The organism is Leptospira mayottensis 200901116 (assembly GCF_000306675.2).
GTDB lineage: Bacteria > Spirochaetota > Leptospiria > Leptospirales > Leptospiraceae > Leptospira > Leptospira mayottensis.
This window is the reverse complement of the sequence record NZ_CP024871.1, coordinates 686,027-711,560: the sequence shown is the minus strand read 5'-3', so window position 1 is coordinate 711,560 and position 25,534 is coordinate 686,027. Positions and strand designations below refer to the sequence as shown.

The 25,534-nt window shown below is 40.4% G+C and carries 18 protein-coding genes and 1 pseudogene; 9 read left to right on the top strand and 10 right to left on the bottom strand.

The genetic code is table 11. The features are described from left to right. Positions 1 to 271 precede the first annotated feature (271 nt). Complete coding sequence (locus LEP1GSC190_RS03265) at positions 272 to 682, top strand: VOC family protein (RefSeq protein ID WP_002761600.1); 411 nt, start codon at positions 272 to 274, stop codon at positions 680 to 682. Here LEP1GSC190_RS03265 and LEP1GSC190_RS03260 read toward each other — a convergent pair. Genes LEP1GSC190_RS03260 through LEP1GSC190_RS03245 form a run of 4 tightly spaced genes read right to left on the bottom strand, consistent with a single transcriptional unit; the run spans position 658 to position 7,561 of the window. Next, a complete protein-coding gene (locus LEP1GSC190_RS03260; protein WP_036048520.1) occupies positions 658 to 993 on the bottom strand; it encodes an LA_3781 family PerA/PerB upregulated protein in 336 nt (111 codons plus the stop codon). The two genes, LEP1GSC190_RS03265 and LEP1GSC190_RS03260, sit on opposite strands and share 25 nt — an antisense overlap. Before the next feature lie 8 nt (positions 994 to 1,001). Then, entirely contained in the window at positions 1,002 to 1,382 is a 381-nt protein-coding gene (locus LEP1GSC190_RS03255) for a Bor/Iss family lipoprotein (protein WP_117339094.1), read from the bottom strand. After that, complete coding sequence (locus LEP1GSC190_RS03250; RefSeq protein ID WP_036035447.1) at positions 1,357 to 1,827, bottom strand: LIC_10463 family lipoprotein; 471 nt, start codon at positions 1,825 to 1,827, stop codon at positions 1,357 to 1,359. The genes LEP1GSC190_RS03255 and LEP1GSC190_RS03250 overlap by 26 nt, the downstream gene beginning before the upstream one ends. Before the next feature lies 1 nt (position 1,828). Further along, the gene (locus LEP1GSC190_RS03245) at positions 1,829 to 7,561 is read right to left on the bottom strand and encodes an Ig-like domain-containing protein (protein WP_004281109.1); all 5,733 of its coding nucleotides are present in this window, start codon (positions 7,559 to 7,561) and stop codon (positions 1,829 to 1,831) included. A 1,305-nt stretch (positions 7,562 to 8,866) separates the two neighbouring features. Here LEP1GSC190_RS03245 and LEP1GSC190_RS03235 point away from each other — a divergent pair. Next, a complete protein-coding gene (locus LEP1GSC190_RS03235) occupies positions 8,867 to 10,078 on the top strand; it encodes an acetyl-CoA C-acetyltransferase (protein WP_002761628.1) in 1,212 nt (403 codons plus the stop codon). A gap of 1,020 nt (positions 10,079 to 11,098) precedes the next feature. Next, positions 11,099 to 12,061, top strand: coding sequence for a porin OmpL1 (locus LEP1GSC190_RS03230; protein WP_036035444.1), 963 nt, complete (start codon positions 11,099 to 11,101; stop codon positions 12,059 to 12,061). Positions 12,062 to 12,454: 393 nt separating this feature from the next. On the opposite strand, the gene LEP1GSC190_RS03225 is transcribed toward LEP1GSC190_RS03230, so the two are convergent. The 3 genes from LEP1GSC190_RS03225 to LEP1GSC190_RS03210 form a co-directional block, all read right to left on the bottom strand. Beyond that, positions 12,455 to 13,405, bottom strand: coding sequence for a cytochrome-c peroxidase (locus LEP1GSC190_RS03225; RefSeq protein WP_004281084.1), 951 nt, complete (start codon positions 13,403 to 13,405; stop codon positions 12,455 to 12,457). 751 nt (positions 13,406 to 14,156) lie between these two features. Beyond that, positions 14,157 to 15,320: an acyl-CoA dehydrogenase family protein gene (locus LEP1GSC190_RS03220; protein WP_002618604.1), complete on the bottom strand. Its 1,164-nt coding sequence runs from the start codon at positions 15,318 to 15,320 to the stop codon at positions 14,157 to 14,159. A gap of 277 nt (positions 15,321 to 15,597) precedes the next feature. Continuing rightward, the gene (locus LEP1GSC190_RS03210) at positions 15,598 to 16,698 is read right to left on the bottom strand and encodes a CaiB/BaiF CoA transferase family protein (RefSeq protein WP_002761619.1); all 1,101 of its coding nucleotides are present in this window, start codon (positions 16,696 to 16,698) and stop codon (positions 15,598 to 15,600) included. 304 nt (positions 16,699 to 17,002) lie between these two features. On the opposite strand from LEP1GSC190_RS03210, the gene LEP1GSC190_RS03205 reads away from it, so the two are divergent. Beyond that, positions 17,003 to 18,076 carry an NHL repeat-containing protein gene (locus LEP1GSC190_RS03205; RefSeq protein ID WP_002761614.1) on the top strand — a complete coding sequence of 358 codons (1,074 nt, stop codon included), beginning with the start codon at positions 17,003 to 17,005 and terminating at the stop codon, positions 18,074 to 18,076. A gap of 53 nt (positions 18,077 to 18,129) precedes the next feature. On the opposite strand, the gene LEP1GSC190_RS03200 is transcribed toward LEP1GSC190_RS03205, so the two are convergent. Then, the gene (locus LEP1GSC190_RS03200; protein WP_004281212.1) at positions 18,130 to 18,516 is read right to left on the bottom strand and encodes a DMT family transporter; all 387 of its coding nucleotides are present in this window, start codon (positions 18,514 to 18,516) and stop codon (positions 18,130 to 18,132) included. 74 nt (positions 18,517 to 18,590) lie between these two features. Between LEP1GSC190_RS03200 and LEP1GSC190_RS03195 the strand changes: the two genes are divergently transcribed. The 4 genes and pseudogenes from LEP1GSC190_RS03195 to LEP1GSC190_RS03170 all read left to right on the top strand — a co-directional run. Further along, the gene (locus LEP1GSC190_RS03195; RefSeq protein ID WP_002761647.1) at positions 18,591 to 19,427 is read left to right on the top strand and encodes an alpha/beta fold hydrolase; all 837 of its coding nucleotides are present in this window, start codon (positions 18,591 to 18,593) and stop codon (positions 19,425 to 19,427) included. A gap of 925 nt (positions 19,428 to 20,352) precedes the next feature. Continuing rightward, a complete protein-coding gene (locus tag LEP1GSC190_RS03180; RefSeq protein WP_004281165.1) occupies positions 20,353 to 20,679 on the top strand; it encodes an LIC10965 family protein in 327 nt (108 codons plus the stop codon). A gap of 56 nt (positions 20,680 to 20,735) precedes the next feature. After that, on the top strand, positions 20,736 to 23,069 hold the full coding sequence (locus LEP1GSC190_RS03175) for a TonB-dependent receptor (protein WP_004281161.1): 2,334 nt from the start codon (positions 20,736 to 20,738) through the stop codon (positions 23,067 to 23,069). Between the two features lie 8 nt (positions 23,070 to 23,077). Next, positions 23,078 to 23,401, top strand: a pseudogene (locus LEP1GSC190_RS03170) (hypothetical protein); the annotation flags it as partial. A gap of 15 nt (positions 23,402 to 23,416) precedes the next feature. Here the strand turns inward: LEP1GSC190_RS03170 and LEP1GSC190_RS20550 are convergent. Both LEP1GSC190_RS20550 and LEP1GSC190_RS20545 read right to left on the bottom strand, forming a co-directional pair. Next, entirely contained in the window at positions 23,417 to 23,818 is a 402-nt protein-coding gene (locus LEP1GSC190_RS20550) for an IS5 family transposase (protein ID WP_036036267.1), read from the bottom strand. Positions 23,819 to 23,865: 47 nt separating this feature from the next. Next, positions 23,866 to 24,213, bottom strand: a complete 348-nt coding sequence (locus LEP1GSC190_RS20545) for an IS5 family transposase (protein WP_002724411.1) — start codon at positions 24,211 to 24,213, stop codon at positions 23,866 to 23,868. Between the two features lie 504 nt (positions 24,214 to 24,717). Between LEP1GSC190_RS20545 and LEP1GSC190_RS03160 the strand changes: the two genes are divergently transcribed. After that, positions 24,718 to 25,488, top strand: coding sequence for a YdcF family protein (locus tag LEP1GSC190_RS03160; RefSeq protein WP_002761527.1), 771 nt, complete (start codon positions 24,718 to 24,720; stop codon positions 25,486 to 25,488). The last annotated feature ends 46 nt before the right edge of the window (positions 25,489 to 25,534 follow it).

Genomic DNA, 25,534 nt, shown 5'->3' with positions numbered 1-25,534 from the left:
TGAAAAAAGAACTGAACACTTTCGAGCCGAGGATCCTTGGCAAAATTTTTCTAAAAAATAAAATCTATCTTTAATTTCTAAAGTTTCAGGAAGTCGAGGTGAAACACCGAGGAATAAAAACAAAAAGAAAGTTTGGTTTTACTCCCTTGGATCTCTAATATTGTGATATTGCCGGTTTTAATCGAGTTTTCCAAGGGCCTTCAACCAAATCTATTCCTAGAAATCTAATTTTTTACTTTCCGAACCATTCAATTGTCCGAACCTCAGTCCCATGCAACCAAGAATCAATATTATTACTCTCGGTGTAAAAGACTTCGAAAAGGCGGTTCGTTTTTACGAGGAAGGTCTCGGATTCCCCAAAATGAAATTTGAGGGAAATGTCGCCTTTTTTACGTTAAACGGAACTTGGTTTGCTTTGTACCCTCTGGAAGAACTCGCCGCAGATGTAGGCGTTTCCGCGGAAGGAAACGGTTTCAGGGGATTTACCCTCGCCTACAACGGACAATCCAAGGAAGAAGTGAACCAAGTAATTGTAAAAGCGGAACGGGCCGGAGCAAAAATCGTTAAACAACCTCAAGACGTTTTTTGGGGCGGTTATTCCGGTTACTTCGAAGATCCGGAGGGATATTATTGGGAAGTAGCCTGGAATCCCACTTTTTACCCTGGCCCTAAAGACTTCTGACCGGCCATATCTTTTTTGCAAAATATTTGTATGGTTCTTTGAGTATAAATTCCACCAATCGTCCAATGGATGACGGTGTCCCAAAAACTTCTTAGAATCAGAATCTCCGGCTTCCCTTCAGCGCATTGAATCTTCGGAGTCTCAAATGCATTGATTATACCGAATAAATATCCTCCTTGTTTGAAAGTTTGTTCTGGCTCGGGTTTCAAAGGAAGAGAACTCGATGTATTATAAACTCTTAATGTAGTATTGTAACAAACCTCGGTAGTCAAAGTTACAAAAATAAAGAATATTATTTTAAATAGTTTCATGGCTCAACTCAATTATAACAAATCAGATTTAAGGTTCTCGGGGAATAAATCCCGAGTGTCAATTGCTCGTAGATAAAATCCAAAAACGTGGAATATTGACGCACCTCTTTGATTCCGTTCGGACAATAACCCGTCGCATCAATCTGATACTTTCTAGGAACTATTCCCCAGAAGTAAAAGGATTGGGAGACTTCGTATACCTTAGGCGGTTGCGCGTTGAGTCTGGCTCTTTCTTCCAAATCGTTTTTACATTGCCTTCGAAGAACAGGCGGTACACAAGACTTAAGTGGTTTTTGAGGAAAACTCATTTGTACGTTTTGACAGTTTGCGTATAAACTCAAAATCAAAAATATTATCGAGATCCTAATGATTAGCCGCCGCTTTGACATTGACATAACCCTTCCCAAATATTCCCACAAAAAGATTAAAATCAGTTTCATTCACATTGGTATTTTTATAAACAGTTAGATGGTATTGACCCTTTTCCAATAATGGAATTTCGATCTTACAGGAATACGTGTTCCCTAAGTTCGTATTCGTACATTCCCTCTTAGAATCAAAAAGAAATCCCTTTTTTAGAAGTCGAACCCTCAAGTCCGAATCCGTGGAATCGACTTGAAAAATTCCTAATACGTTTTCGGACTGATTGAGGGTAAATTCATAATTTTGAATACTCTTTTCGGGATATATTTTTCCGTGGACGAACGACTGAAGGCGGACGATTCCGTTTTGCTCGTTTTGAATAAAAACGAGCCGTTCGGAACCTCCATTTGCTTGACAGTAGATAACCACACAAGCTGTCATCGTCACAATGATTCTTAACGAATTTCGCATATTATCTGTTTTGTTGTCTGTAAACTTTAACCGGTCGATTACTTTGTCCGGTACTTACGTAGACGTATTTTAAACTTAATTTTGGTACGGTAATTCCCGAATAAATCTGGCGATTGGTAACGTCTCCCAAGCCGTCTCCTCCCACTTGCTCCCAGCCACTGGAAGAACTTCCCGGATTTTGAAGATTCGTTCTCCAAATTTGAATCCCGTTTTCGTTGTCAAAACCCACATAGAGATACGATCCATTGGCTACCACCATCGTCATACTATGATTGAAAACGTTTCCAAAATTCGTAAAACCAGTTCCGTCGTCTCCGACTACCGACCAATCTCCCGAATCACAAGTGGATTTGTTTCCGCTCAGAGTCGGATCGCATTTCCAAAGTTGAGGTCTTCGATTCGTATAACTTCCATCCGTACAACCTTTCACAGTTTGCAAACTTTTTCTGGGCCCGGAGCGGTCTTCCGAAGTTACACAGATCGTTCTTGTAGCATACATCCTTCCGTTAAATTCGGCGAACTGGGAGAACGCCTTATCCGCTGGAATCAAATCCCGATTCTTTACAAGTTCGAGAGAGTACCAGTTATTGTTAGGAGAGTTATGCCATTTCGGATTGGATCTGGGGGCTACATCTTCCCAACCGGAACAACGATTTTTTCCTTCACAAGGGGCGGGGTTAGCGCTTGTGGAACGTATAATACTTCCGTTATGTAAGGAATTCGGAAATCCCCCGTTTGCGGCATAAAGTTTTCCCTTAAAAACGAAAAGAAAATCGATTCCCACATAATAACCCCAATTGGTCGTCGAGTCGCCAAACTGATTCAGTTTGTTATCATTATTTTTAGCCGCAAGGGTTCGAACAGAACGAACCGTTGAACCTATGCCGTCATCTAAACTCTCTCCACCGAAATAAGGCATTCTATCGATTCTAAAACGACTTCCACGTTGTCCATCAGTCGCATCACAATCGTTTCCAATTACACATCGAGTTGAATCGGAAGCATTAAAGGTGATTTTACCGAAATCGGGCGCGTTTGAACGGTTATTTTTTTTAGCGAAACCAACATAAACCCGATTATCAAAAACAGCAATAGACGAAGCTCCTGCAGTCAATTCTCCGGTAATCGTTCCCATATCAACATACTTAAAACCAAGATTAGCGGCCATGTTCGAAGAGTAGTAGAGATAGTCTAAACCACCTAACGATTTCGAACCCGCTATGAACATATGAGGTCTTCCGCCTAACAATCCTGTCGCGAAAACTCCTCTTCCGTCCTCATTATCTGGACCACATCCAGCGACAATGTCCGCGCTGTTACGAGTGCAACCTGCATGACCTATCGTAACGTAATTAGAGGAAATTCCCGACAAAGCAGTGTTACCCGATTGTTCCCCGACCGTATCCTTTTTGAAGGAAAAGAAAATCGACTCCGGAGAAGTTCCGTCGTAATGAAAACGAACAGCTTGATTTCCTTTCATATTCGGGCCGAGATAAACTTGATAATTATAATTGGTAAGAGAACCGAAAGACGAACCATCTCCGAACGGATCCGAAATAACGGGACCATCCGCAAAATTTACGGGAGAACTTCCGCAACCTACAAAGCTCGCCCTATCTTTCGGAGAAGATTGTAAATTCTCTTGACCGGATGAGTCACTGATCGCTCCCCAAATATCGTTATCAAATCCGTCTCCGTCCAACCGATTTGCCGCGATCACCGTGTAGTGACCGCCAGATTGAAGAAAGGTATGCGTTAGACATACTTTGGAAGGATCCGCAGGTGCTCCGCCGCAAGCCTTACCATTTAAAACTTTCGCACTCGTAACATCTCCTAAAGAGGAAACGCCTACGAATTTATACCTCGATTTACACTGAGACGAATTCGAACATTCCGCTGACTTTGCGGTATCGTTTCCAGTATATAAAGGTTTGGAAAAAGAAACGATCACCCGGTTTACGGAATTACAAACCGCATTCGTTAGTCTTAATTGCTCTTTTCCCATAAAATCAACGTTATTCGGACAACCTAAGGATTTGGGAGCAAAAGAGCGATCGTGAATCCCCGGCTTGTTTACTATGAGCGTATATGCTTTGTTCGAATTTTGCGAACCAGAAAGCGTGATCGTAAACGTATCCTCAGCTCCACTGATATTTTTCAAGGAGAAATCTCCGGTTTGAGAATTTCTTTTGAAATCCGCGTTATCGAAACAGGTTCCGACAAAAGTAGAACTGTCTACGACCTTGTAATTGGACAGTTTCAACGCTTCCTTATTGTTTACAAATTCGGAATATACGATTCGAATCTTGGTAGGCGACAAGGACGTAACCGATTTAACGGTAGGAACCGCTTTATTATATCTATTTACCGTAAGAATCGTGCTTCCGGATATAGAACCGTAAGTCGCCGTGATTGTAAAATATCCCGACTCAGATCCTGCAACAACCAATCCTTTCGATTTAAGCGCGTTACTCACACTTGCATTGCGCGTATTCGAACTGAACCAAGTAACCGTAGAAGTCAAATCCCTTTTGGTTCCGTCCGAGTACATTCCCACTGCAAAGAACTTTGTCTTTGAAGTTGATTCTACGTTCGGCTTGGTGGGAGATACCACGATCGAAGAAAGAGTCGCCACACTGACGTTTAGATTGGTAGTTCCCGAAACGGAACGGTAAGTAGCAGTGATTTTACTTGTTCCGACTTGCAAAGCGGTCGCCTTTCCCTTGGTTCCGACCGCATTGGAAATGTTAACCAATGAATCATTGGAACTAAACCAAGAAACAGAATCGGAAATATCTTGCAAACTGCCATCCGAATAAACGCCGAGCGCAGTATATTGCTGGCTAAGTCCTTTAGCAATATCACTGTTTTCCGGACTGATTTGAATCGAAACCAATTCGGACGGAGTCACATTGAAATTTACCGAATTGCTTTTTATGGAACCGTAATACGCGTAAATTTCAGTGGAACCTACCGAATGTGCGACTGATAATCCCCGATTCTCGTTAGCGTTAATAGTATAAGCCACTAACGGTTTGGAGGAAAACCAAGTCACAAGATTCGTAACATCCCGTTCGGAACCGTCCGTAAAAGTTCCTTTTGCTTCAAACTGTTGAGTCAGCCCCAGGGCTTTCGATGTGGACTCTGGACTAACGGTAATACTTACCAATTCTGCATCCTTAACAGTCATCGAAATCGGAGAACTTTGAATGGAATTGTAAGTTGCTGTAATATTCGAACTTCCTAAAGTAGAAGCGAGCGCAAGACCTTTTTTATCGGCGGTGTTTTCAATCGCAACACGGGAAGAATTAGAGGAAATCCAAGTCACAACCCGAGTCAAATCCTGGGTAGATTTGTCCGAATAGATTCCCGTCGCTGTAAATTGTTCCGTAAGACCTTTAGCAACGGAGGAAAAAATCGGTGTCACTTCTATAGAGGTAAGAGTCGCAGGGGTGACATTTAAAGTAGAAGAGCCCGATAAGTTTTCGTATCTCGCAGTGATCTTTGAGCTTCCAGTGGCAATTGCGGTAGCCAAACCTCCCGAAAGTATATCGTTGCCGACCAATGCTTTATTCGAATCGGAAGAGGACCAAGAAACCATACTTGTAACATCTTCCGTGGAGTTATCCGTATATGTTGCCGTCGCTTTAAATTGGCACGTTAGTCCCTTTGCAATGGACGGATTGCTAGGCGTCACCGCAACCGAAACGATAGCTGGCGAAGTCACCATAACCAACTTGGAAGAGCTTAAAACCGAACCTAAAGTAGCGGTAATATTACTGTCTCCCCGCTTGAGCATATGCGCCAACCCTTTGCTTCCGGCAGCGTTCTCAATGCTTACAATTTCCGTATCCGAAGATTTCCAAGTGACTTGTTCCGTAATATCCTGCGTAGAATAATCCGTAAAAGTACCTGTGGCTTTAAACTTTCTCGTAAGTCCCTTGGCAACGACAGCAAAATAGGGAGAAATTTCGATAGAAACGAGTTCCGCTGCAGTCACGGATAATGCGACAGTAGGACTGCTAACATTTCCCAATGCCGCTTTAATATTCGTAGTTCCGATCTTTTCTCCACGAACTTCTCCTTTGTATGACGGGACATTATCAACCACGGCAACTGAAGGATCGGACGAAAACCAGGTAACGGAAGAAGTGATGTCGGAACTAGAATTGTCCGAGTAAATTCCTCTAGCGGAAAAGTTTTTCCTTAAACCCTTTGCGAGAGTGGTAGTATTCATCGGACTGATTTGAATCGAAGCGAGAACGGCAGGAGCAACCTTAATGGTAGTTTTCCCGGACGTCGTTCCTAATTTGGCCGTAATAGTCGCGCTTCCGACCGCAACAGCTTGTCCCATTCCTTCTCCACCTGATACGTTAGACACACTTAAAGCTTTCGAAGAAGAAGTCCAAGTGACCGAGGAAGTGAGATCCTGCTTGGAGTTATCCGTAAAAATACCGGTCGCTTTAAATTGCTGAGTCAAACCTTTCGGCATCGAAGGAAGAATCGGAGAAACCGAGATCGAAACCAATGCCGCCTGAGTAACCGTAAAGTCCGTAGAACCTTCGACTCCGCCAATGGAAGCAATAACTTTAACAACGCCTTGATTCAAAGCAGAACCCAAACCGTGACTACCACTCGCATTGGAAACAGTAAGAATGTTCGCATCCGAAGAACTCCAGGTAACCTGATTCGTGATATCCAAATTTGAGTTGTCCGAAAAAATACCAGTCGCGATAAAATTTTCCTTAAGACCTTTGGCCTTGGAAGAATTTACGGAGGAAACGGAAATGGAAACCAAAGACGCTGGCACAACGTTCAACGTCGTAGAACCGACCGAAGAACCGATGGAAGCTAAAACGGTAGTGGAACCAGTACTAACAGTATCCACCACACCCTTTGGCTGAATTGTGGCGATCGTATTATCCAAAACATCCCAAGTGACCAAAGAAGAAATATCCTTATTCGAGTTATCCGAATAAATTCCGGTCGCGGTCAATCGTTGTTTCTTTCCCAAGGGGAGATTCGAATTTACGGGAGTTACTTCAATCGAAGAAAGAGTCGCCGATCCGACGGTCATAGTTGCAGAACCACTTTTGGATCCAAAGGATGCATGAATATGAGCAGTTCCTAAATTAACGCCGGAAGCCAGACCGGAATCGTTCACACGAACTAAAGACGAATCGCTGGAAGACCAAATCGTCAATGGATCGTTGGAAAGATCCTGATGGGATCCGTCCGAAAAAATACCGATTGCAGAAAACTGACGATTCAAACCTTTCGGCAAGGAATCCCGATCTAAACTCGTAACTTGGATCGAATCTAAAGTCGCGGACGTTACTGCGATTCGGAGCTGAGAATGCAAACCATTGTATTCGGCTTGAAGCGTGGAAGCCCCTAACGAAATCCCTCGAGATCGATTCCCTTGGACCTCTACGACGGCTTGAGAATCGGAAACGATGGAAGTGGAATCCGTAATATCCATGTTCGTTCCATCATCAAAGATCGCGGTAACTTGAAGAGCCGTACTCATTCCTTTAGCAATTGAGGAATCTTGAGCACTAAGTTCGATTCGAGTGATAACCGGATCCGAAGCGATCCCAAGGAGGAAAAGGAAAGGGTTGCTACCGCCTCCCTTACCGGCAGACAAACCCATGGCCCCAACCACGAGAGGCCAAACCATACAACCTTGAAAAAACAAGGAAAGAAAGATAGAAATAGAAAAGATTTTCTTCATCGACTTGCCTTATACTATTTATTTTTTTTGAAGTATTCGTTTTCGTATTTCAGGCATTTTGCTTACTTTGAAAGTTTTAGCTTCTTTTGAAGGAGACTTGAAATTGATGAGAAAGAAAACGATTTTAAAGAAAAATATTTCCAATCTGGAAAAAACAAAATATATCAAATAAATCTAATACTTAAGTGATCTATCAAGAGCATCGATTTTCGAATTTCATTGTCTTAAGTATTAAATCAAACGATTGGAAACGAAATAATTTTTAAAATACGCATAACTTAAGAAGTTATGCGTTCTTCTTCAAAAATTTTTCACCGTCCAAATTCCCGCAAAAGCGAATCCTTTGAAAAAAAGTCGACCTCATAGAATTCTCTAAGATCAAAACGAAATATGTTTCGGAATCGAACCGATATACATTCGACAACGTTTATAAATTCGAGTCAGAGGGTATTACGTCCAAAATTTTTAAAGAATGAGGACCGACCAATTTCAAGACGATTCATAGTGATTAACATCAAAACAAAAGAAAAAATTTTGAAACTTTTTACTCAAAAGGGGCGCCTCTTAAACCGTTGAAGGTTGTCGAAAAAGCAAACTCTTCGAATCAATAGGCCGGAAGAATGTTCAAGAATAGACCTGAGTTATTTTTGGATTTTTATATCTCGCATAGACTTTCTAAAACAGTCCAAAAGTAAAATTAGAGTTAATTGTGATAACAGACACTGAAAGATTCAAAACATACGAAAAAGATTTTTCGTTTCTTTTTGGATTTATCTATTCAAGAATCCATACCGATCAGTAGGAACCGCTCCGTTTCATTACAAATTTACCAAAATGATTATGGCCGATTTATTTTGAATTTTGGGGCAAGTTTGGGATCAAAATAGGTCGATAAAAGGGAGGGACATTTACGTAATTTATGTAAGAATTTGTCCCAAAACCTAAGAATTTTAGGAATTCTTACGGGAGTGTTTCAACAACAAAGTCTATTCGAAAACCAATAAATTTGCCGAAGGAACATAATCTGTGAGAACTCCTTCGTTCTGTAAAAAATTCACGATGATATTTCCATAGAGGTTTTGGGACAAGTTCTAAATACAACCATCAAAAACGGAATAAAGTCGCTTATTCGGTAGTATAAGAATGGCGGGAAAAAGCTCAATACTGGTCTCCCCTCCTCATAGAATTCCCGCAAAAAGAATTGCAAACTCCCTGGCTTCTCAAAAATAGAAACCGGAATACCCAAAATCACTAAACAGCTGTTCAATTTAATCTTAAGAAAAGAATCGGCAGCGAGGTAATACAATGTCAAACGCCTATGTAATCGACGCGGTCAGAACCCCGAGAGGAAAAGGAAAAAAAAGAGGGACCCTGGCAAGCATTCACCCGCAGGAACTCTCTGCCGCAACCTTAAATGCGATCCAAGAAAGAAACGGAATCAAACCTGAAATTGTTGAAGAGGTCGTTATGGGATGCGTATCTCAAGTGGACGATCAAGCGGCTTGCATTGCACGTTATGCGGTCATGTCTGCACTCTGGCCGAACTCAGTCCCTGGTTATACCGTAAACCGTTTCTGCGGTTCCGGACTTCAAGCAGTCAACAACGCCGCTAATCACGTTCAATCCGGTTCCATGCAAATCGCCCTCGGCGGTGGAGTTGAATCAATGTCCCGTGTAAAAATGGGAGCCGATATGAACGGAAGAGACTTTAATATCGGAAATCCGAATATTCAAAAACACTATAATTTGGTGCCTCAAGGGATTTCTGCGGATTTGATCGCAACTAAGTTCGGAATTTCCCGTGAGGAAGCGGATCGTTTTGCGGAATCGTCTCAAATCAAAGCGGACAAAGCGATCAAAGAAGGTTACTTCAAAAAATCCATCATTCCAGTAAAAACCGAAGACGGCGCCATAGTCGATACGGATGAAAATCCGAGAATCGAATCCACTTTCGAATGGCTCTCCGATTTGGCTCCGGTTTTCAAAACGATCGGCGAGAAAGAATTGGATGCGATTGCGCTAAAATCCTACCCAGAAATTCAGAAGATCCATCACATACACACGTTAGGCAACTCTTCTGGAATAGTAGATGGTGCGGCTTCGGTTCTTCTTGCTTCGGACGAAGGGATCAAAAAATACGGACTCAAACCTCGAGCCAAAATCGTTGCAATGGCTTCCACAGGTGAAGACCCTACAATCATGTTAACAGGCCCGGTTTCCGCTTCTAAAAAAGCGTTAGCGATAGCTGGACTCAAGGCCGACGATATTGATCTTTGGGAAATCAACGAAGCGTTCGCTTCCGTGGTTCTTTACACTCAGAAATCTCTCAATATTCCTCTGGAAAAAATCAACGTCAACGGGGGTTCCATTTCTCTCGGGCATCCTCTTGGAGCAACTGGTGCGATTCTTCTCGGAACCGCATTAGACGAACTTGAAAGAAGGCAAAAGCGTTATGCGCTGATTACCCTTTGTATTGGAGGAGGAATGGGAATCGCGACAATCATAGAAAGAGTATAGATTTTTTCTTTTTCATCCGGGTCGACTTTCACTTTCGGCCCGAATCTTTCCCGTTCTTACTTTTTTTTATTCCCCACCTTTTTAGAGAAACAGAGCAATAGGTCCTTCGAAAATTAAATCGCCGATCTCACATTTATCAATAAAAATAGTCTTTAAAATTTCCTATGGCAATTTCATTAGAAACTTATTTCGCTCAGTTCGAACGAAAGTTTTTCGTTTTTAATTGTCATAGCGTGAGTTTGGTGCAATAAAACCGAAATCCGACTAAGATGCAAAAATTCCCGCAAAATCAGAAGCGCTTACCTTACAAGTTTGACTGTCGTCAGTCAATGTGAATTATTAAATCGTTTATTACGGAAACGTATAAATAAAATGCCAAAAATCAAAGTTACTACTTGGATGCACAAAGATAGTACCCAAAATTAAAGGTCGGTTTTGTAAAGATGTAAGAGTTTTCAAAAATTGCATTTAACCCAGAATTGTAGGTTTTTTGAATGAGATTCATTCTGATTTTTGAAATAAGCTTATCTATTGTTTTTCATACATTTGAGTAGTAGACTCAAAACAAATACTGGAGTCCTCATATTTTGTTTTTACGAAAAGATGAATACGTGAAAAAATTACCTAAGCTCGAACTTATGTTACCATATTTAGATTCTTCGAAAAATAATCTGAATCACACGACACAAGATATGTGGAAAATTCCATTACTTCTCCTTTTAAAATCAAAATATAAAATAGGATTTTTCAGAATCACTTAAAAGATTGGTAAAAAATTTTTCGTCACAACAAAAACTCATAAATCTCAGGCCAGCGCATAACAGTCGTTATAAAATGAGAGACATTTTTTACCCCGTTTTAAGAATTTTAGGAACTTTTCAGCCTTTTTAGGAAATCCTGTTTGACACTAATCCATGAACTTCTAAAGTTTCATCCTGTGTCCGGGATTCGGAAACCGAATACAAAAGCTTCCGGAAACACAATTAAATTCTAACTGAATCGTGAGTTAAGGAGTTATCAATGATTCGTAACATGAGTAAGGTGTTGTTTGCCCTAGCTGTGGTGTTTTCTTCGGCTGCGAGTCTTAGTGCAAAATCATATGCAATTGTAGGATTCGGGTTACAATTAGACCTGGGTCAATTAGGTGGAACAATTACTAAGGATGGTTTGGATGCTGCGACCTACTATGGTCCAGTTAGATCAACCAACACTTGTACAGTAAACGCAAATGATCCTACCTGTGTGCAAAACCCTTCTAAACCTGCGGGCGAAGGAAATTACGTAGGGGTCGGAACAAGAAGAGCAATTGCCGCTGAAAACCGACTGATTACCCTTGATAGAACAACAGGCGGTATTATCAATGCAAGATCTACCAAAGGTGCAATGGTCGGAGGAAACCTAATGGTGGGTTATGAATCCGATTTTGGGAAGTATTTCTTTTGGAGAGTTGCCGCAGAATATACACAGAAGATCACAGGTGGTATCACAAAAGCTGATATTGCAGGTTTCAATATTGTCGACATTACTTGGGGATTCAGTGCCATTGTAATTCCTGCTACCGTGGGTATCAAATTGAATGTTACCGAAGATGCCGCGGTTTATATGGGTGCCGGTTTGAACTACTTCAACGGTGGATGGTCCTTAAATGGAATGAACAATATCAAAGGTGGTCATGATATTTTAGCCGCTGCCGGAGTTACAAGCGTTGCAAACTTATTAGCCGATGGAACCGATCCAATTACTACTCGAGAACATATTCGATTCAGAGCCACTGGAATCGCTCCGAACTTTTTAATCGGAACTCAAGCAAGAGTAACTGATAAAGGTCACGTATTCTTAGAACTGGAAACGATAATGTCTGCTGCTTATTCAGTCGGTAAAACGCAATCCATAGGAGGAGCTTCTACTCTTGCTCCTTTTCCCACTTATCCGATCGTCGTCGGTGGACAAATTTATAGATTTGGCTATAAACACGAACTCTAAAAAATAGAATTTATAAGGATTCTATTTGCAAAAGGCTCTCTTCTTTGAGAGCCTTTTGTATTTCTCACATACTTCTTTTTCTTACTTAAACCACAACAATGTAGGAACTACTACAATTTTAAACGCACAAAAGCGGCAATACAACGTAATCTGTAGCCCTTCCGGCGGTTTTTTATTACGAACTTATTGAATCATTGTAACTGATTTCTTTTAAGGTTTTTAAGACAGGCTTTTAATTGATCGAAGCTGGTTTTCTACTAAGGCTTTGGACGGGATGATTCAGTTTTAAACTCGATGGTATTCTCAATTATACTCAGGTTTAAGACTAAAAGTAAACAAGAGAAAATTTATCAGCTCAAAAGTCTGTTAAGTTTACAACGAACGGAAATCCTCTTAAGCCCTTGGTATTTTAGGCATTTCTAATGGATGAGATTCCCCTTCGAGGGATTTCAGAAATTCTATCAGATCCTTTCTCTCTTCTTCCGTAATCGTCATAGGTTTTAAAAGCGGGTCTTCAATTGAATCCTTCGCCCCCCCATTTACGAAATGATCTACTACGTCTTCCAACTTCGTAAATCCTCCGTTATGCATAAATTCGCCTTTCCTACTCACATCTCTAAGACTCGGAGTTCTTACTTTTTGAGTGACTCCGCTAAGACCACTGGTATGTTTTTCAGAATCCGAAAAATTCGGCCCCTTATGACATTGAGAGCATTTGGCCTTGTTCATAAACACGTCTAAGCCCCGTTTCTGAGCGGGGGAAAGCGCAGACTCTTCCCCCATCACATAACGATCGAATCTAGAATTCTTGGATATGATCGTTCTTTCAAACGCGGAAATCGCTTTTACGATCCGATCCATCGTAATTCCAGGAGAACCGAATGCCTTTTCGAAAAGTTCCCTGTATTTCGAAATCTGATTGAGCCTCGCTACGACAGTCTTCTCGTCTTTGAGCATTACCGCCGTATAAATTCTTTCTTTTACAATTTCTTCCAAATCTTTCGCCTGGGGATCGATAAACACATCCTTATACAAACCTACATTTGTAAGAGAAGAGGCCGGGGAATGGTGAATTTTATTTCTAGGTAAAGAATTTTTTTCCGAGTTCTGTATTTCCACCGAATGACAAATCGCACAATTTGTATCCCCATTGAATGAAAGTCGTTTATCAAAGTAGAGCAGTTTTCCCAACTCCACTTTATCCTTGTTATAAGGGTTGTTATTGGGATGAATGATGTTCTTTATAACAAAACTTTCCAGTTCCGCTTTTTGAACCGGTTCTTTACAGTTATAAGAAACGAGCAGAAAAAAAATAAAGAACAAAACGGACACAATCCTATACATATATGGACCATCCTGGGTCAATGGTTCGAATGAGAGATCACACTGTCAATTCGAATTGAAAACAATTTTAATTACATATTCAGGCGCGAACTCCAAAAATAAACCTGGCGTTTTCTAACGAAAACGGAGATAAGCATCAAATTTACAAAAAAGGATAATTATACAATCACACAAACAAATAAAAAATACATTGAGTAAGCTTCAAAACTCTTGAAATTAGGAAAAAGATTTTTCAAAAACGAACCGTCAAATCTCGGCTTAGATTTTACTTGTTTTAAAGGTTCTATAATCAAATAAACTTTTGTAAAGGACCGTTTCGGTTTATATGTAAAAAGTTAAACAAGATAAAAAATCGATTCCTCTAAAATAAAAGGTTCATAGAAATCGCTTGAAAATTTTGCATGCGAATATTAAAAGCCTGTCTTAAAACCTCAGAATATAGGAACCTCGACGAGAACTTAACTGTAATAGCTATAAAATATGCTTGAAAGCTCGTAAACTACCAAAGGGGCATAACTAGTAAGAACTTCTATATTTTATTACGAACTTACTGAATCATTGTAACTAAGGTTTTGGGGCAAGCTCTTATAACTTTCGCTTCAAAAACCAAAAATCGTAATAAAAAAGGCGCCGACCAAATGCCGAACGCCTTTTAACTTACTCGCGGTTTTCGAAAGCTTTTTTCTAATCCCCGTAATTTTTCAAACGCGCCCCATCATGTAAGAACGCATTTTTGAAAATTCTAATATTCTTATTTAGCAGATGCCGCTTCACGAATCACGTAAGCCGCAATCTCATTTTTCTGGATCTGAGTGGTTCCTTCGAAAATACAAAGGATTTTCGCATCTCTCATCAGTTTTTCGACAGGATATTCTTTTGTATAACCGTATCCGCCGAAAATTTGAACCGCATCCAGAGCACATTTCATCGCGGTCTCGGAAGCGTGAGCTTTTGCAATTGCAGAATACTTGGGAAGTCTCGGATCATCTGCGTCGGCCATCCTCGCCGCAAGATACGTAACTTGACGGGAAGTTTCCAAACCGATGGACATATCCGCAAGCATGTGCTGAACAGCTTGAAAGCTGGAGATCTTGGATCCAAATTGCTCTCTTTGCCTTGCATATTTGGAAGCATAGTCGAGGGCCGCTTGAGCGACACCTACTCCCATCGCCGCAACATACGGGCGAGAAGCGTTTAGAGTTTGAAGCGCATAAATAAAGCCTAAGTTTTCTCTTCCGATCATGTTCGCTTCTTCCACGGCACAATCTTCAAAAATAATCTGACGAGTATCGGAAGCACGGATTCCGAGCTTGTCTTCTTTTTTACCGACGGTCAGACCCGGAGTATCTCTCTTCACATAGAAACAACTCACTCCCCTGGTCCCTCTTCCCTTATCGGTATAGGCAAATACGGTATAAGCACCGGCACTACCACCGCCAGTGATCCATTGTTTCGTCCCGTTGATGACCCACTTGTCGCCTTTTTTAACTGCAGTCGTACTCATACCTGGAACGTCGGATCCCGCACCAGGCTCGGAAAGACAGAAAGAAATTCCATACTCTCCGTCTATGACCGGTTGTAACCACTTCTTCTTTTGCTCGTGAGAAGCCCCTTTCAAGATAGGAAGAATTCCAAGACCTGTATAACCAAAACAAAGAGAAATTCCGAGGCATCCTCTGGAAAGTTCTTCGGTGACAAGACACTGTTCCACAGAACCAAGTCCCCAACCGCCGTATTCTTCGGGGATGGTCAAACCGTTGACTCCCAATTCTTTTCTCATACGATTAATGAGTTCTTCGGGATGTTTATTTTCTTCGTCCCAGTGACTTGCAACTTCATGTGTGATTTCTTTTTTCACGAAATTACGGATCTGGTCTCTGATTTCAAGCTGTTGTTCGGTAAATTCCTGGTACATCGGTTTTTCCCTTCTTACGAGAGTGTTCTGATTCCTACTTTTTTTTTCTCCGTGATTAGATCAAACCAAAATACAGGGGGAAAAATCGGCGCTACACCCGTTTTTTTCTTTTTTATTTATTTTATGTTTAAAGCTTTTTATCCAAAATCCACTCTCTTCAAAAATTGGCTTAAAATGTGCCATTCTTTTAAATTCTAAAGAACGAACGTTCTGTTTCAGTGTTTAGAGATTCGAATTCAAAAAACACTTCAGTGTTTTAAAATATTTCAAAACAAAATCAGATCACTTTCTCTCTTTTCATTGTTTCGATTTCTTCCAAAGTATATCCTAAAGATTGGTAAATCGACGTATTATGTTCCCCATGATTCGGAGGATCCAACCGATATGTAATTGGGGTTGCAGAAAATGGAAAAGGAGCTCCAAATTGAAAGTAATCGCCATATTCGGGATGTTTTTTATCTAGAATCATTCCCCTGTCCCTCAAGACCGGATCCTTACTGACTTCTTCCATCGTCTTAACGGGAGTCAGACAAGAATCCTCGTTTTCAAATAGAAAGTTTAAATCTTCAAACGTCTTAGATGCAAAATAAGCTGTAAGAATTTCTTTCCACTTGGAAAAGTTTTTCTCTTCTGCTGGTAATTCTTCCAAATATCTATCTAATCCCGACTGACGTAAAAAGGTCTTAAAAAACATATCCTCAAGTGCGCCTAACGCAACCCAGCGCCCTTCCTTGGTTTGATATACATTATAATTCGGTAATTTACCGGATAGAAGTTCGTTTCCCCCTTCCGGATTTTTTCCAGTAGCCGCGAATATTCCCCCATACAAAGATAAAAACGGTAGGGAAGAATCCATCATAGAAATAGCGATTTTCTGTCCTTTTCCCGTCTTTTCCCTCGCATACAAAGCAGCCAAGATCGAAGCAAGAGCCGTCATCGTTCCTCCCCCTATATCCGCAAGCTGATAACCAGGAATCTGGGGAGTTTTACCGGTTTGCGAAAGAACTCCCGAAAGTGAAAGATAGTTCACATCGTGTCCGGCAAAATCCCTATATTTTCCTTCCGCTCCGTATCCGTAGATGCCGCAGTAAATCAAACGCGGGAAACGCTCTTTCAGATCCTCGTAACCGAGTCCCATCTTGGCAAGTCCGTCTGGTCGAAAACCTTCCAAAAGTATATCAGCGTCTTCTAATAGTTTAAAAAATATTTCCCTCGACTTTTCCTTTTTCAAGTTGAGAGTGATCGCTTGCTTATTTCGATTGAGCATCAAAAATAAGGAAGGAGCTCCATTCGCTTTTTTAAACATAACCCGAGTGGCATCCATCGCTCTCGGATTTTCAACCTTAATGACGTCCGCTCCCATATCTCCCAAATACATGGAGCAAAGCGGACCCGGAAGTAATAAACTTAAATCGATTACCTTTACTCCGGAAAGTGGACCTTTGTTCATCGAATTAAAACCTCTTCAAAAAGAATCTTTTCCCATAGAGAAAAAAAGAATAAATTGAGATACCTTTTTTTATCTCCATTTTTGAGAATCTCAAGAGTTTATAGCCTAGAGTTTTTGAGTCTCAATTTTATTTTTTGAAAATTTCATTTTGGTTTTTGGAATTTTTTATCGGATTTTTGTTCGTCTTTTCATTTAGAAACGCATATTGTTATTCTAAGAAAAGGATCGCCGTATGTTTTATCGAGTTATAATTTTCATCCTGGTCGTTTCTTGTTCCCCCTCTTCCGTTTATAACCCGAGTATTTTTATGGGCCGGGCTTGGGTGGAAAACACGATTCTAGATTGCATCCTTAAAGAATGCCATCTTTGTAAACTTAAGGTTACAAACAACCCTGTGATAAGTCTATTTGCAGGAACGGGAATTAAAGAGAGTATCGACGGAACGACTCAAACCGCTTCTTTCAATACTCCTTTCGGTTTGGAATTAGATACCTTTGGAAATATTTTCGTGAGCGACCAAACGGCAAATCTGATTCGTAAGATAGATCGCTTTGGTAATGTGACCACTCTTTCTACAAGCTTAGTTTTCCAAAACCCTTCCGGAATCAAATTCGATCCGATCACCGGAGATAAATATGTTTCTTGCAAAGATAGTGCCCAAATACTCAAGATTGATCATCTGGACCAATTCTCCTTATATGCGGGGAGTTCTTCGGGTGTAGACGGATTCCAAAACGGGGATAGGTTGAATTCTTTATTCAAAAGTCCGTTCTTTATGGACTTGGATCGGGAAAGGAATTTGTATGTGGGAGAGCTGAGCAACCACGCAATCCGAAAAATAAACTTAAATTCCGGAACTGTGAGCACACTTTCAGGCGGAGTTTTGGGTTATTTAGACGGGGATTTGGCTTCGGCACAATTTAAATCTCCATTAGGGATTACTTATGATCAAAAAACCGATAGTTTATTAGTCGCAGATATTCAAAACCACAATATTCGTAAGATAGATCTTAAAGCTTCAACAGTTTCCACTCTTTTAGGGAACGGAATCGGAACAGACATTGATGGAAAAGGCTTAAACGCATCCTTTAACGGTCCCGCTTTTATTTCTCTCGACAATAGCGGCTATATGTTCGTGTCGGATGCAAACTCCAATAAAATCCGAATCGTCGATTCAGATCTCAACGTTTCCACGATTCCTCATACGTTTGCCGGAATCGGTGTGGTCAAGATAGATTGTCTCAATCAAAGACTTCTTACCGCGGATTTTATAGCAAATCAAATCTTTCAAATTAAGTTTGAATGAATCATGATCACGAGAAATCCTAGCCATCAACCTAAGGAACTCAAAAAATCAGATTAAGATTTTGTTTCGAACATATTTGCGGCACAAAGCCAAACACCCGCAAGAATAAGAACGATTCCCACCCACTGAGGCCAGGTTAATCTTTCTTTAAACACGATGGAAGATACGATCAATACGATAATAAAACCCGCACTCGTAAAAACCGGATATGCAAGAGAAAGCTTTAATCCCTTCCCTAAAACGAAACGATATCCCAAAAGTGCCAAACCGAAAGAAACCAATCCTCCGATAAAAATCGGATTGAAGACAACTTGCAGAATTGCTCGCAATCCCACCATTTTTTCAGAAACGTCATTTAAAGAACTAGCCTTAATGAGAATATTGGCAAGTGCATTAAACGCAAGAGCGACGGTAAAAACGATAAGAACTTGTATCTGCATAGGGGCCCCGGTTTCAGCTTTACAAAACCAGTCCACCGAAAGAGTTAGAAAGATCAAGGTCAAATCTTTCCATTATGTTCAGAAAAATATTTTCCTTTCAAAGACTCAATCTTTCTTATATCGATACAGGTTCGAATTCCAATTCAAAACAGACGATCGTTCTCTGTCATGCAAACGGATACAGCGCTTTTACCTACAAATTTTACATTGAAGCTCTTTCTAAAACGCACCGCGTAATCGCTCTCGATTTTGCGGGTCATGGAGAATCCGATTCCACTCTCGAATTTAAAGACTGGTATTTTTTTAGAGATCAAATTCTTAAGTTGATAGAAACGGAAAATCTACAAAATATCATTGGCATCGGCCATTCCCTGGGAGGAGCCAGCCTTTTACTTTCATCCTATCATTCTCCCGAAAAGTTCGATAAGGTGATCGCACACGATCCGGTCATATTAGATTTTTTGAAAGTAACCTACTCCCGACTTTTTCATAATCCTCTTGCCAAAGTCGCCATCAAAAGAAGAAGGGAATTTAAAAATCTAGAAACCGTATCCAAACTCTACAAAAGAACTCCTTCTTTTTTCAAGATGGATCCTGAAATTTACGACGACTACATCCGAAGTTGTTTTCGAATCGGAGAAAACGGAAAAGCCTTTTTACGTTGCCTGCCCGAAGTGGAAGCGAAAATTTTCGATTCGGTGAATTATCGAAGTTTGTTTCAATTTAGAAAAATCAAGACGGAAACCCATCTTACAATTCCTGATCCGCACGAAGTTTGTTCCCCAAAAAGCGCAAGAAGAATCAATTCGGGAAATAAAAAATCAACCTTAGAGATTTGGCCGGGAACCTCCCATTTTTTTCCGTTTGAAGAAAAAGAAAGAACCTTAAAAAGAATTCTAAGCGTTCTTTGAATGAGAAACGCGGAGGAAAACCTCTTTGTAAACAAACCTGAAAAAAGCGGTCTACGGACAAATCATCGTTTTCGATTCAAGACCAACCAAACTTTTTATTGGCCGCTGAAATAAATTTTATAGTTAATCCATGTTTTTCCCTTCGATAACCTCGTTACTTTTACGCGCGCTTAATAACTCCTTTGAATTTCATTTCCGATCCGATTCCGACTTTTTCATATGAATTTTATCGCTTCGATCCTATGGACCAAGTCGTTTTTGATGAGAATGATGACATCAACTTGAATTTCTCCGAAAAAAACAAAGTGCTTTTCTCAAAACCCGAAAGGAATTTGCAGGAGTTCCTACATTGGACGGTTTTGAGACAAGCTCAAAGATAAAATCAAAACGTGTGCATTACAAACGTTCCGATAATTTTTTGCCAATCCTCAAGTATCAAGCGTTCAAATTCGGCCTTCAATGTTCTGAATTTGTCCGTAAATTCTCGTAAGTTTTCCGCATAAGACTCAAAGGAGTTCGATTTCAAACTCATCCAATCGGTGCACGGAACTACATTCCTAAAATTGAATATTTGATATGAATAATGTATTACGAATTTACTCGCAGATTTCTTCCAGGGAAAGCGAAATCCTGAAAGTATTCCATCCTATCTTTCTTAAGGAGAATTGCGAAAATTATTTTTATGGAAGTCAGATGTTTCTTTAGGATCTCAGGTTCCCTTTCACACTTGCGGGATAACGCTTCAAATTATTCGAATCCTGAAAAAATTGCCATCACAATTCAAAAATTATGGACTGCTTCCCGTCTGTGCATGAAAAGTTTCCGGTCGGAAGATTTTTAAAAATGAAAAATCCTTATCAAAATTATCGTTTTACATTCTACTTACCCTTAATTAGTATTGGTTTATCATTAGCGATAATAAGAAATGGTTCGCAATTTTTTCAAATCCGGATTTCTTGCTCTTGTTCTTTTTGTGGGAACGGGATTTCATGTTCACGCAGAAAAAGAGACTCGAACCCTTTCTCAACCATCTTACTCCACATATCAGGATTCCAAACAGCTCCCCGCTTGTCCGATCTGTCAGTTCCAAAGAGAAACACATTCTATCTGGAATCCGGATTTCCTAACTCAGAATTCTTTTTCGATTTTTCAAAAAGAAAAATTAGTTCCTTCTAAAGTTCTTATCCCTCTTTCTAATTTCGTTCAAATCCAGCTCGGTCGAGCGCCTCCTTTTTCAATCCCTATCTCTTAAATCATTCTTTTTTGATTTTATTTGATTGAATGGGCTTTTTGTCCAGGAGGTTCAGCTTGAAAGAGCAAGTACATTTGTATTTTAGAATATTCATATTTTCAATTTTTATCTCTCCAGTTTCCATTTTCGCTTTAGACGTTGTATTAACCGGCGTCATTAAAAACAAAAACGGAAAACCGATTTCGAACGCGAAGGTCCTTATCCAAGAGTCCAGAAGAAGTGCGGTTACGGACGAAAAGGGCGAGTTCGTTTTAGACCATGTCCCTCCGGGAAAATACGTTCTGATCGCGAGCGCAAGAGGTTATCAATCCGAAACTCTTTCAGTTACGATCGGAGAAAAAGACCAAAAAGCCCAATTTATTCTCCTTGAAAGTTCTTTGGATAACTCCGCGATCAATGTCACCGCAAAATCTACAATTTCGGACTTTTTAACCTCTCCGCAACCGATTACGGTTTTGTCGGGCAGGCAACTCGATCGTCAAAGAGGAGAAACAGCAATGTCGGCGATCAACAACACTCCCGGAGTTTCCAATTTAACCACAGGAGCCGGAACTTCAAAACCGATCATCCGAGGTTTAACAGGGCAAAGAGTCCTCGTAATGACTGACGGAATCCGCCAGGAAGAACAACAATTCGGAGACGACCACACAGTAGAATTAGATTCTTTTAATATTCAAAAAATTGAAATAATTAGAGGCCCGGGAAGTTTACTCTACGGTTCGGACGCTCTCGCCGGAGTAGTCAACGTGATCCGAGACAAAGCTCCCCGTTCGGGAGAAGGCGTCCCCAAAATGGCAGGATTTTTCAATTCCAACAGCTATTCGAACAATAAGCAAGACGCGGAAAATTTTGCGGTATATGGCAACATGGATGGGTTCGGCTACCGTGCCAGTGCAAATACGAGGAAAGCGGGAAGAATTACGACTCCGAACGGAACGATGCCCAACACGGGTATGATTGAAAAAAATCAAAATGCATCGATCGGCTTAGACGGAAAATGGGGAAATTTTTATCTGGATTCTTCCCGAAGAGAACAAACTCAGGATCTATTGGACAATCCGAACGAAAATCCGGGTTCAACGGTTTATCAAAAACTTCTTCACGAGAAATCTCATTTTCATTCTTTCCTGATTTTTCCTGCAGGAAATCTAGAACTCGATTTGTCCTACCAAAGGAATAATCGAAGAGAAATCGAATCCAAAAATAAACTCCTTCCTATCAAAGACGTTCTTCAGAACGAGAACGTAAACATCTTCGACAAATCATTTCAGTTCTATCAAGCTACTTCAAAGGCGAAATACCAAGGTCTAAATCTTTTCTTAGATACGGCAATTGCAGACGTAAAGTTTCATCACAAACCTATATTCAGTCTTTTGCAAGGAACCGTAGGCGTTTCTGGTTCGGAACAAAGAAACAGAACAATCGGAACAGAACCTCTGATTCCTTCCTATGGAATTGTAAACATAGCCGGTTATTTTTTGGAAGAACTCAAACTCGGCTCCTTGACTCTGAGCGCGGGAGTCCGGGGCGATAAAAGGTCCGCAGACATCAAAAACAATATGACTTTGGGCATCGCGGAACAAACCAAAAATTATTATGCGACAACGAACTCGACGGGTCTCGTTTGGAGAATCGATAAATCTTTTTCCACGATTTTAAACTATGGACGCGGATTCAGGGCGCCTACTCCATTCGAACTTTTTTCCAACGGAGTTCACGAAGGTACAGGAAAATTCGAAATAGGAAAAGACACTCTTAAACCAGAATATTCGAACAACCTGGACTTTTCCATTAGATACGCTTCCTCTCGGATTCAAATGGAGGTCAGCGTATTTCAAAATCACATTCAAAACTTCATATATTCCTCAAGCATCGCGGAAATCGATCCCAACTCTGGTCTACCGAAGTACAGATACAAACAGGGAAACGCCGTTTTAAAAGGAGGAGAATTTTCGATCCAAGCCGAACTTACCAGCAGACTAATATTTTCCGGCGGAATCGATATTGTTTATGCAAGAAATCAGAACGATACCAATCCCCTTCCACGAACAACTCCGAATCGGGCACGCGCAGGTCTTCGATGGACGGAAAGTTCTATTCTGGGACTAAAGGATTTCTATTTTTCCATCAACGGAAGATTTTACGATTCTCAGTATAGAGTCGATCCTAAGGAGACCCCAACCAAAGGCTACAATCTTACGGACATCGGACTCGGTTTTGAGCTTCCCTACTTAGGAGATGGAACATCTCAACCCTCAGTGGACCTGAGCGTCCAAAACGTATTCAATGTTTCTTATGTGGATCATCTCAGCAGATACAAGGACTACGCTCTCAATCCGGGTTTAAATGTGGTTCTCAAAATCTCATTCCCGTTTACGGTCGTTCCATAGGAGGTCGCATGAAAAAGTATATTCTCATTTTATTAATAATTCCGATTCTGTTCTGCCAAAAGGACAAACAAGAACATGATAAGGACCAGTTTATTCGTTTACTTGCCGGTGCGTTTAACGAAACTCTTTCGGATTGTATCTATTGCACCGACACTCAGGCCTTTCATGGAAACTGTTCTTGTTTTACGAACATTCCGGTTTGGAGTTGCCAAGGTTATTCCGCAGGACGTCAAAAATCAAATTCGGTGAAAATATCCTGCGAGGATTTGACTTCGGAAGGAATTTGGTCCGAAGATCCGGAAAACAAGGGAGCTAAGTCTTGTTCTTACTTAGATCCGGTCTCAAAACTATCTATTAAAGAAATTGAAAACAATAATAGTGCTCGCGAGGTAAAGAGAAGCCATATAATTTTCAGATTTTCTTTCCCACCGGATAAGGATAGCCCTGAATCGATTGTGCCAACTGTTCGTTCTTTCAACGACCCATCTTCGAGGCTTTCCTTTATATTTACCGATCAATGGTTTCTCGCCTCTTCTTCGAATGTGAGGCCGGATATTTCTTCTTCTAATTAATTTTTCCGTATCTTTAAAGTCATATCCTTTATCAAGACAGAGATGTTTTGGTTTCTTTTTTCTTCTACCGGAAAAAATCAGGATTGAATTTAAAGTCTCTTTTACGTTATGCTTGTCATGAACATTGGCTCCACTCAATGTTATGGCCAATGGAATTCCATTTCCATCCGTAAGAATATGCCGTTTAACCCCTAATTTGGCGCGGTCTGTAGGGTTTTTGCCGGTTAAACTCCCCCTTTGGGAGCTTTAACAATTGCGGAATCCATCGAGGCCCAGTCCCATGCTATCTTATTCTTCACATCATAATATTTTAAAATAGATTTATAAACCTTTTTGAATACTCCCGCTCGCTCCCATTCTTGGAATCTTCTGTGACAAGTTTGACCAGATCCGAAGTTACTCGGAATTGCCCGCCACTGACAGCCTGTTTTCATTCGATAGATGATCCCCGCCATTACCACTCTTGTAGGTAATCGATTGCGACCTCCTTGGAGATTTGCCCTAACTTTTGGGATTAATGGTTCTATTTTTTCCCAAAGTGCATCGGGGATCTCTGAATAATATTTGTCCATTTCACAAGTAAATAATTACGATTCAAAAGTACAACCAGTTTTGAGACCGGCTCTTAACCTGTCCACCAAAAGCATATAGAGCCGCATTCACTCCGGACGGTATTTGATCAATGCAACTTTTCAAGAAGATCTTATATTCTGCATCTTTGGATTGTTTTCAAAAAACGACATTTGAAAAAACAATCCAAGACGTATGTCTACCAAAACTTTGGGCTCGATTGACAGATCCTTCTGGGAGATCTTTGATGTTCATATTCAAATGAAAACCGATTTACAATTTCAATTTTGATGAAGTTTAGAATTTCAAATTCTAAACAAAACCGAGCCGTCCAAATTTTATGCCATACGTAAATTTATAAGTCGTTTCCCCTCTCATTTAAAAACAAAAAGAAGACTCGACTTTTAAGACCAATCATAATTTTTAAATTTAATCATAGTGTTTGCTTTGAACACTCAACTTTGTCTTAAAAAATAAGGAGAACGGAATTTCCAATCCGATAACACATGTCCACGATTTTATTTTCGATTTCAAAACTTGCGACTCTTATCTTATTTCCTTTACCCTTAGTTCTTCTCTTACTTTTATTTGCTGGTGCAAAGCTCAAAAAATGGAAAGAAAAATTTTCCGTTTGGGTACCAGTTTTAATCCTTTGGCTTTTATCCACGAGTAATGTTTCTCAAAAATTGATTCAATCTTTGGAAATCTACTACCCACCACTCCCGCTCGAACAAGTTCCTCAGGCAGATGTCATACTTGTATTAGGCGGAATGGTCTCGACCTTAAGCATTCATAACGAACCGGTCGATCTCTTCAACAGCGCGGAAAGACTTACGGAAACGGTAAGACTTTATAGAGCCAAAAAGGCACCTAAAATTTTATTCTCCGGAGGTTCTGGAAATCTTTTGTATCAGACAGTTCCGGAATCCGAACCTGCAGGAAGGTTCTTAAGACAAATGGGCATACCCGATTCTTCCCTGATCTTAGAATCAAAAAGTAGAAACACTGTAGAAAACAAAAACTTCGCAGTCGAGCTACTAAAGGAACACGGCTGGACTTCGGTGATTTTAGTAACTTCTTCTTTTCACATGAAAAGATCCGTTGAGATTTTTCAAGAAAAAGGGATCACGATCATTCCTTTTCCTACAGACTTCCGTACTCAAAAATCTGTCTTGACCTTAGACAATTTTTTTCCTTCCACAGGATGCCTCGAAAATTCTACAATCTCGATCAAAGAATGGATCGGAATACTCGTTCATAAGATCCGAAATTCATAAACTCCAATTGGAACGGAAGAAAACGAAGATATTTCCACTTTTCTCT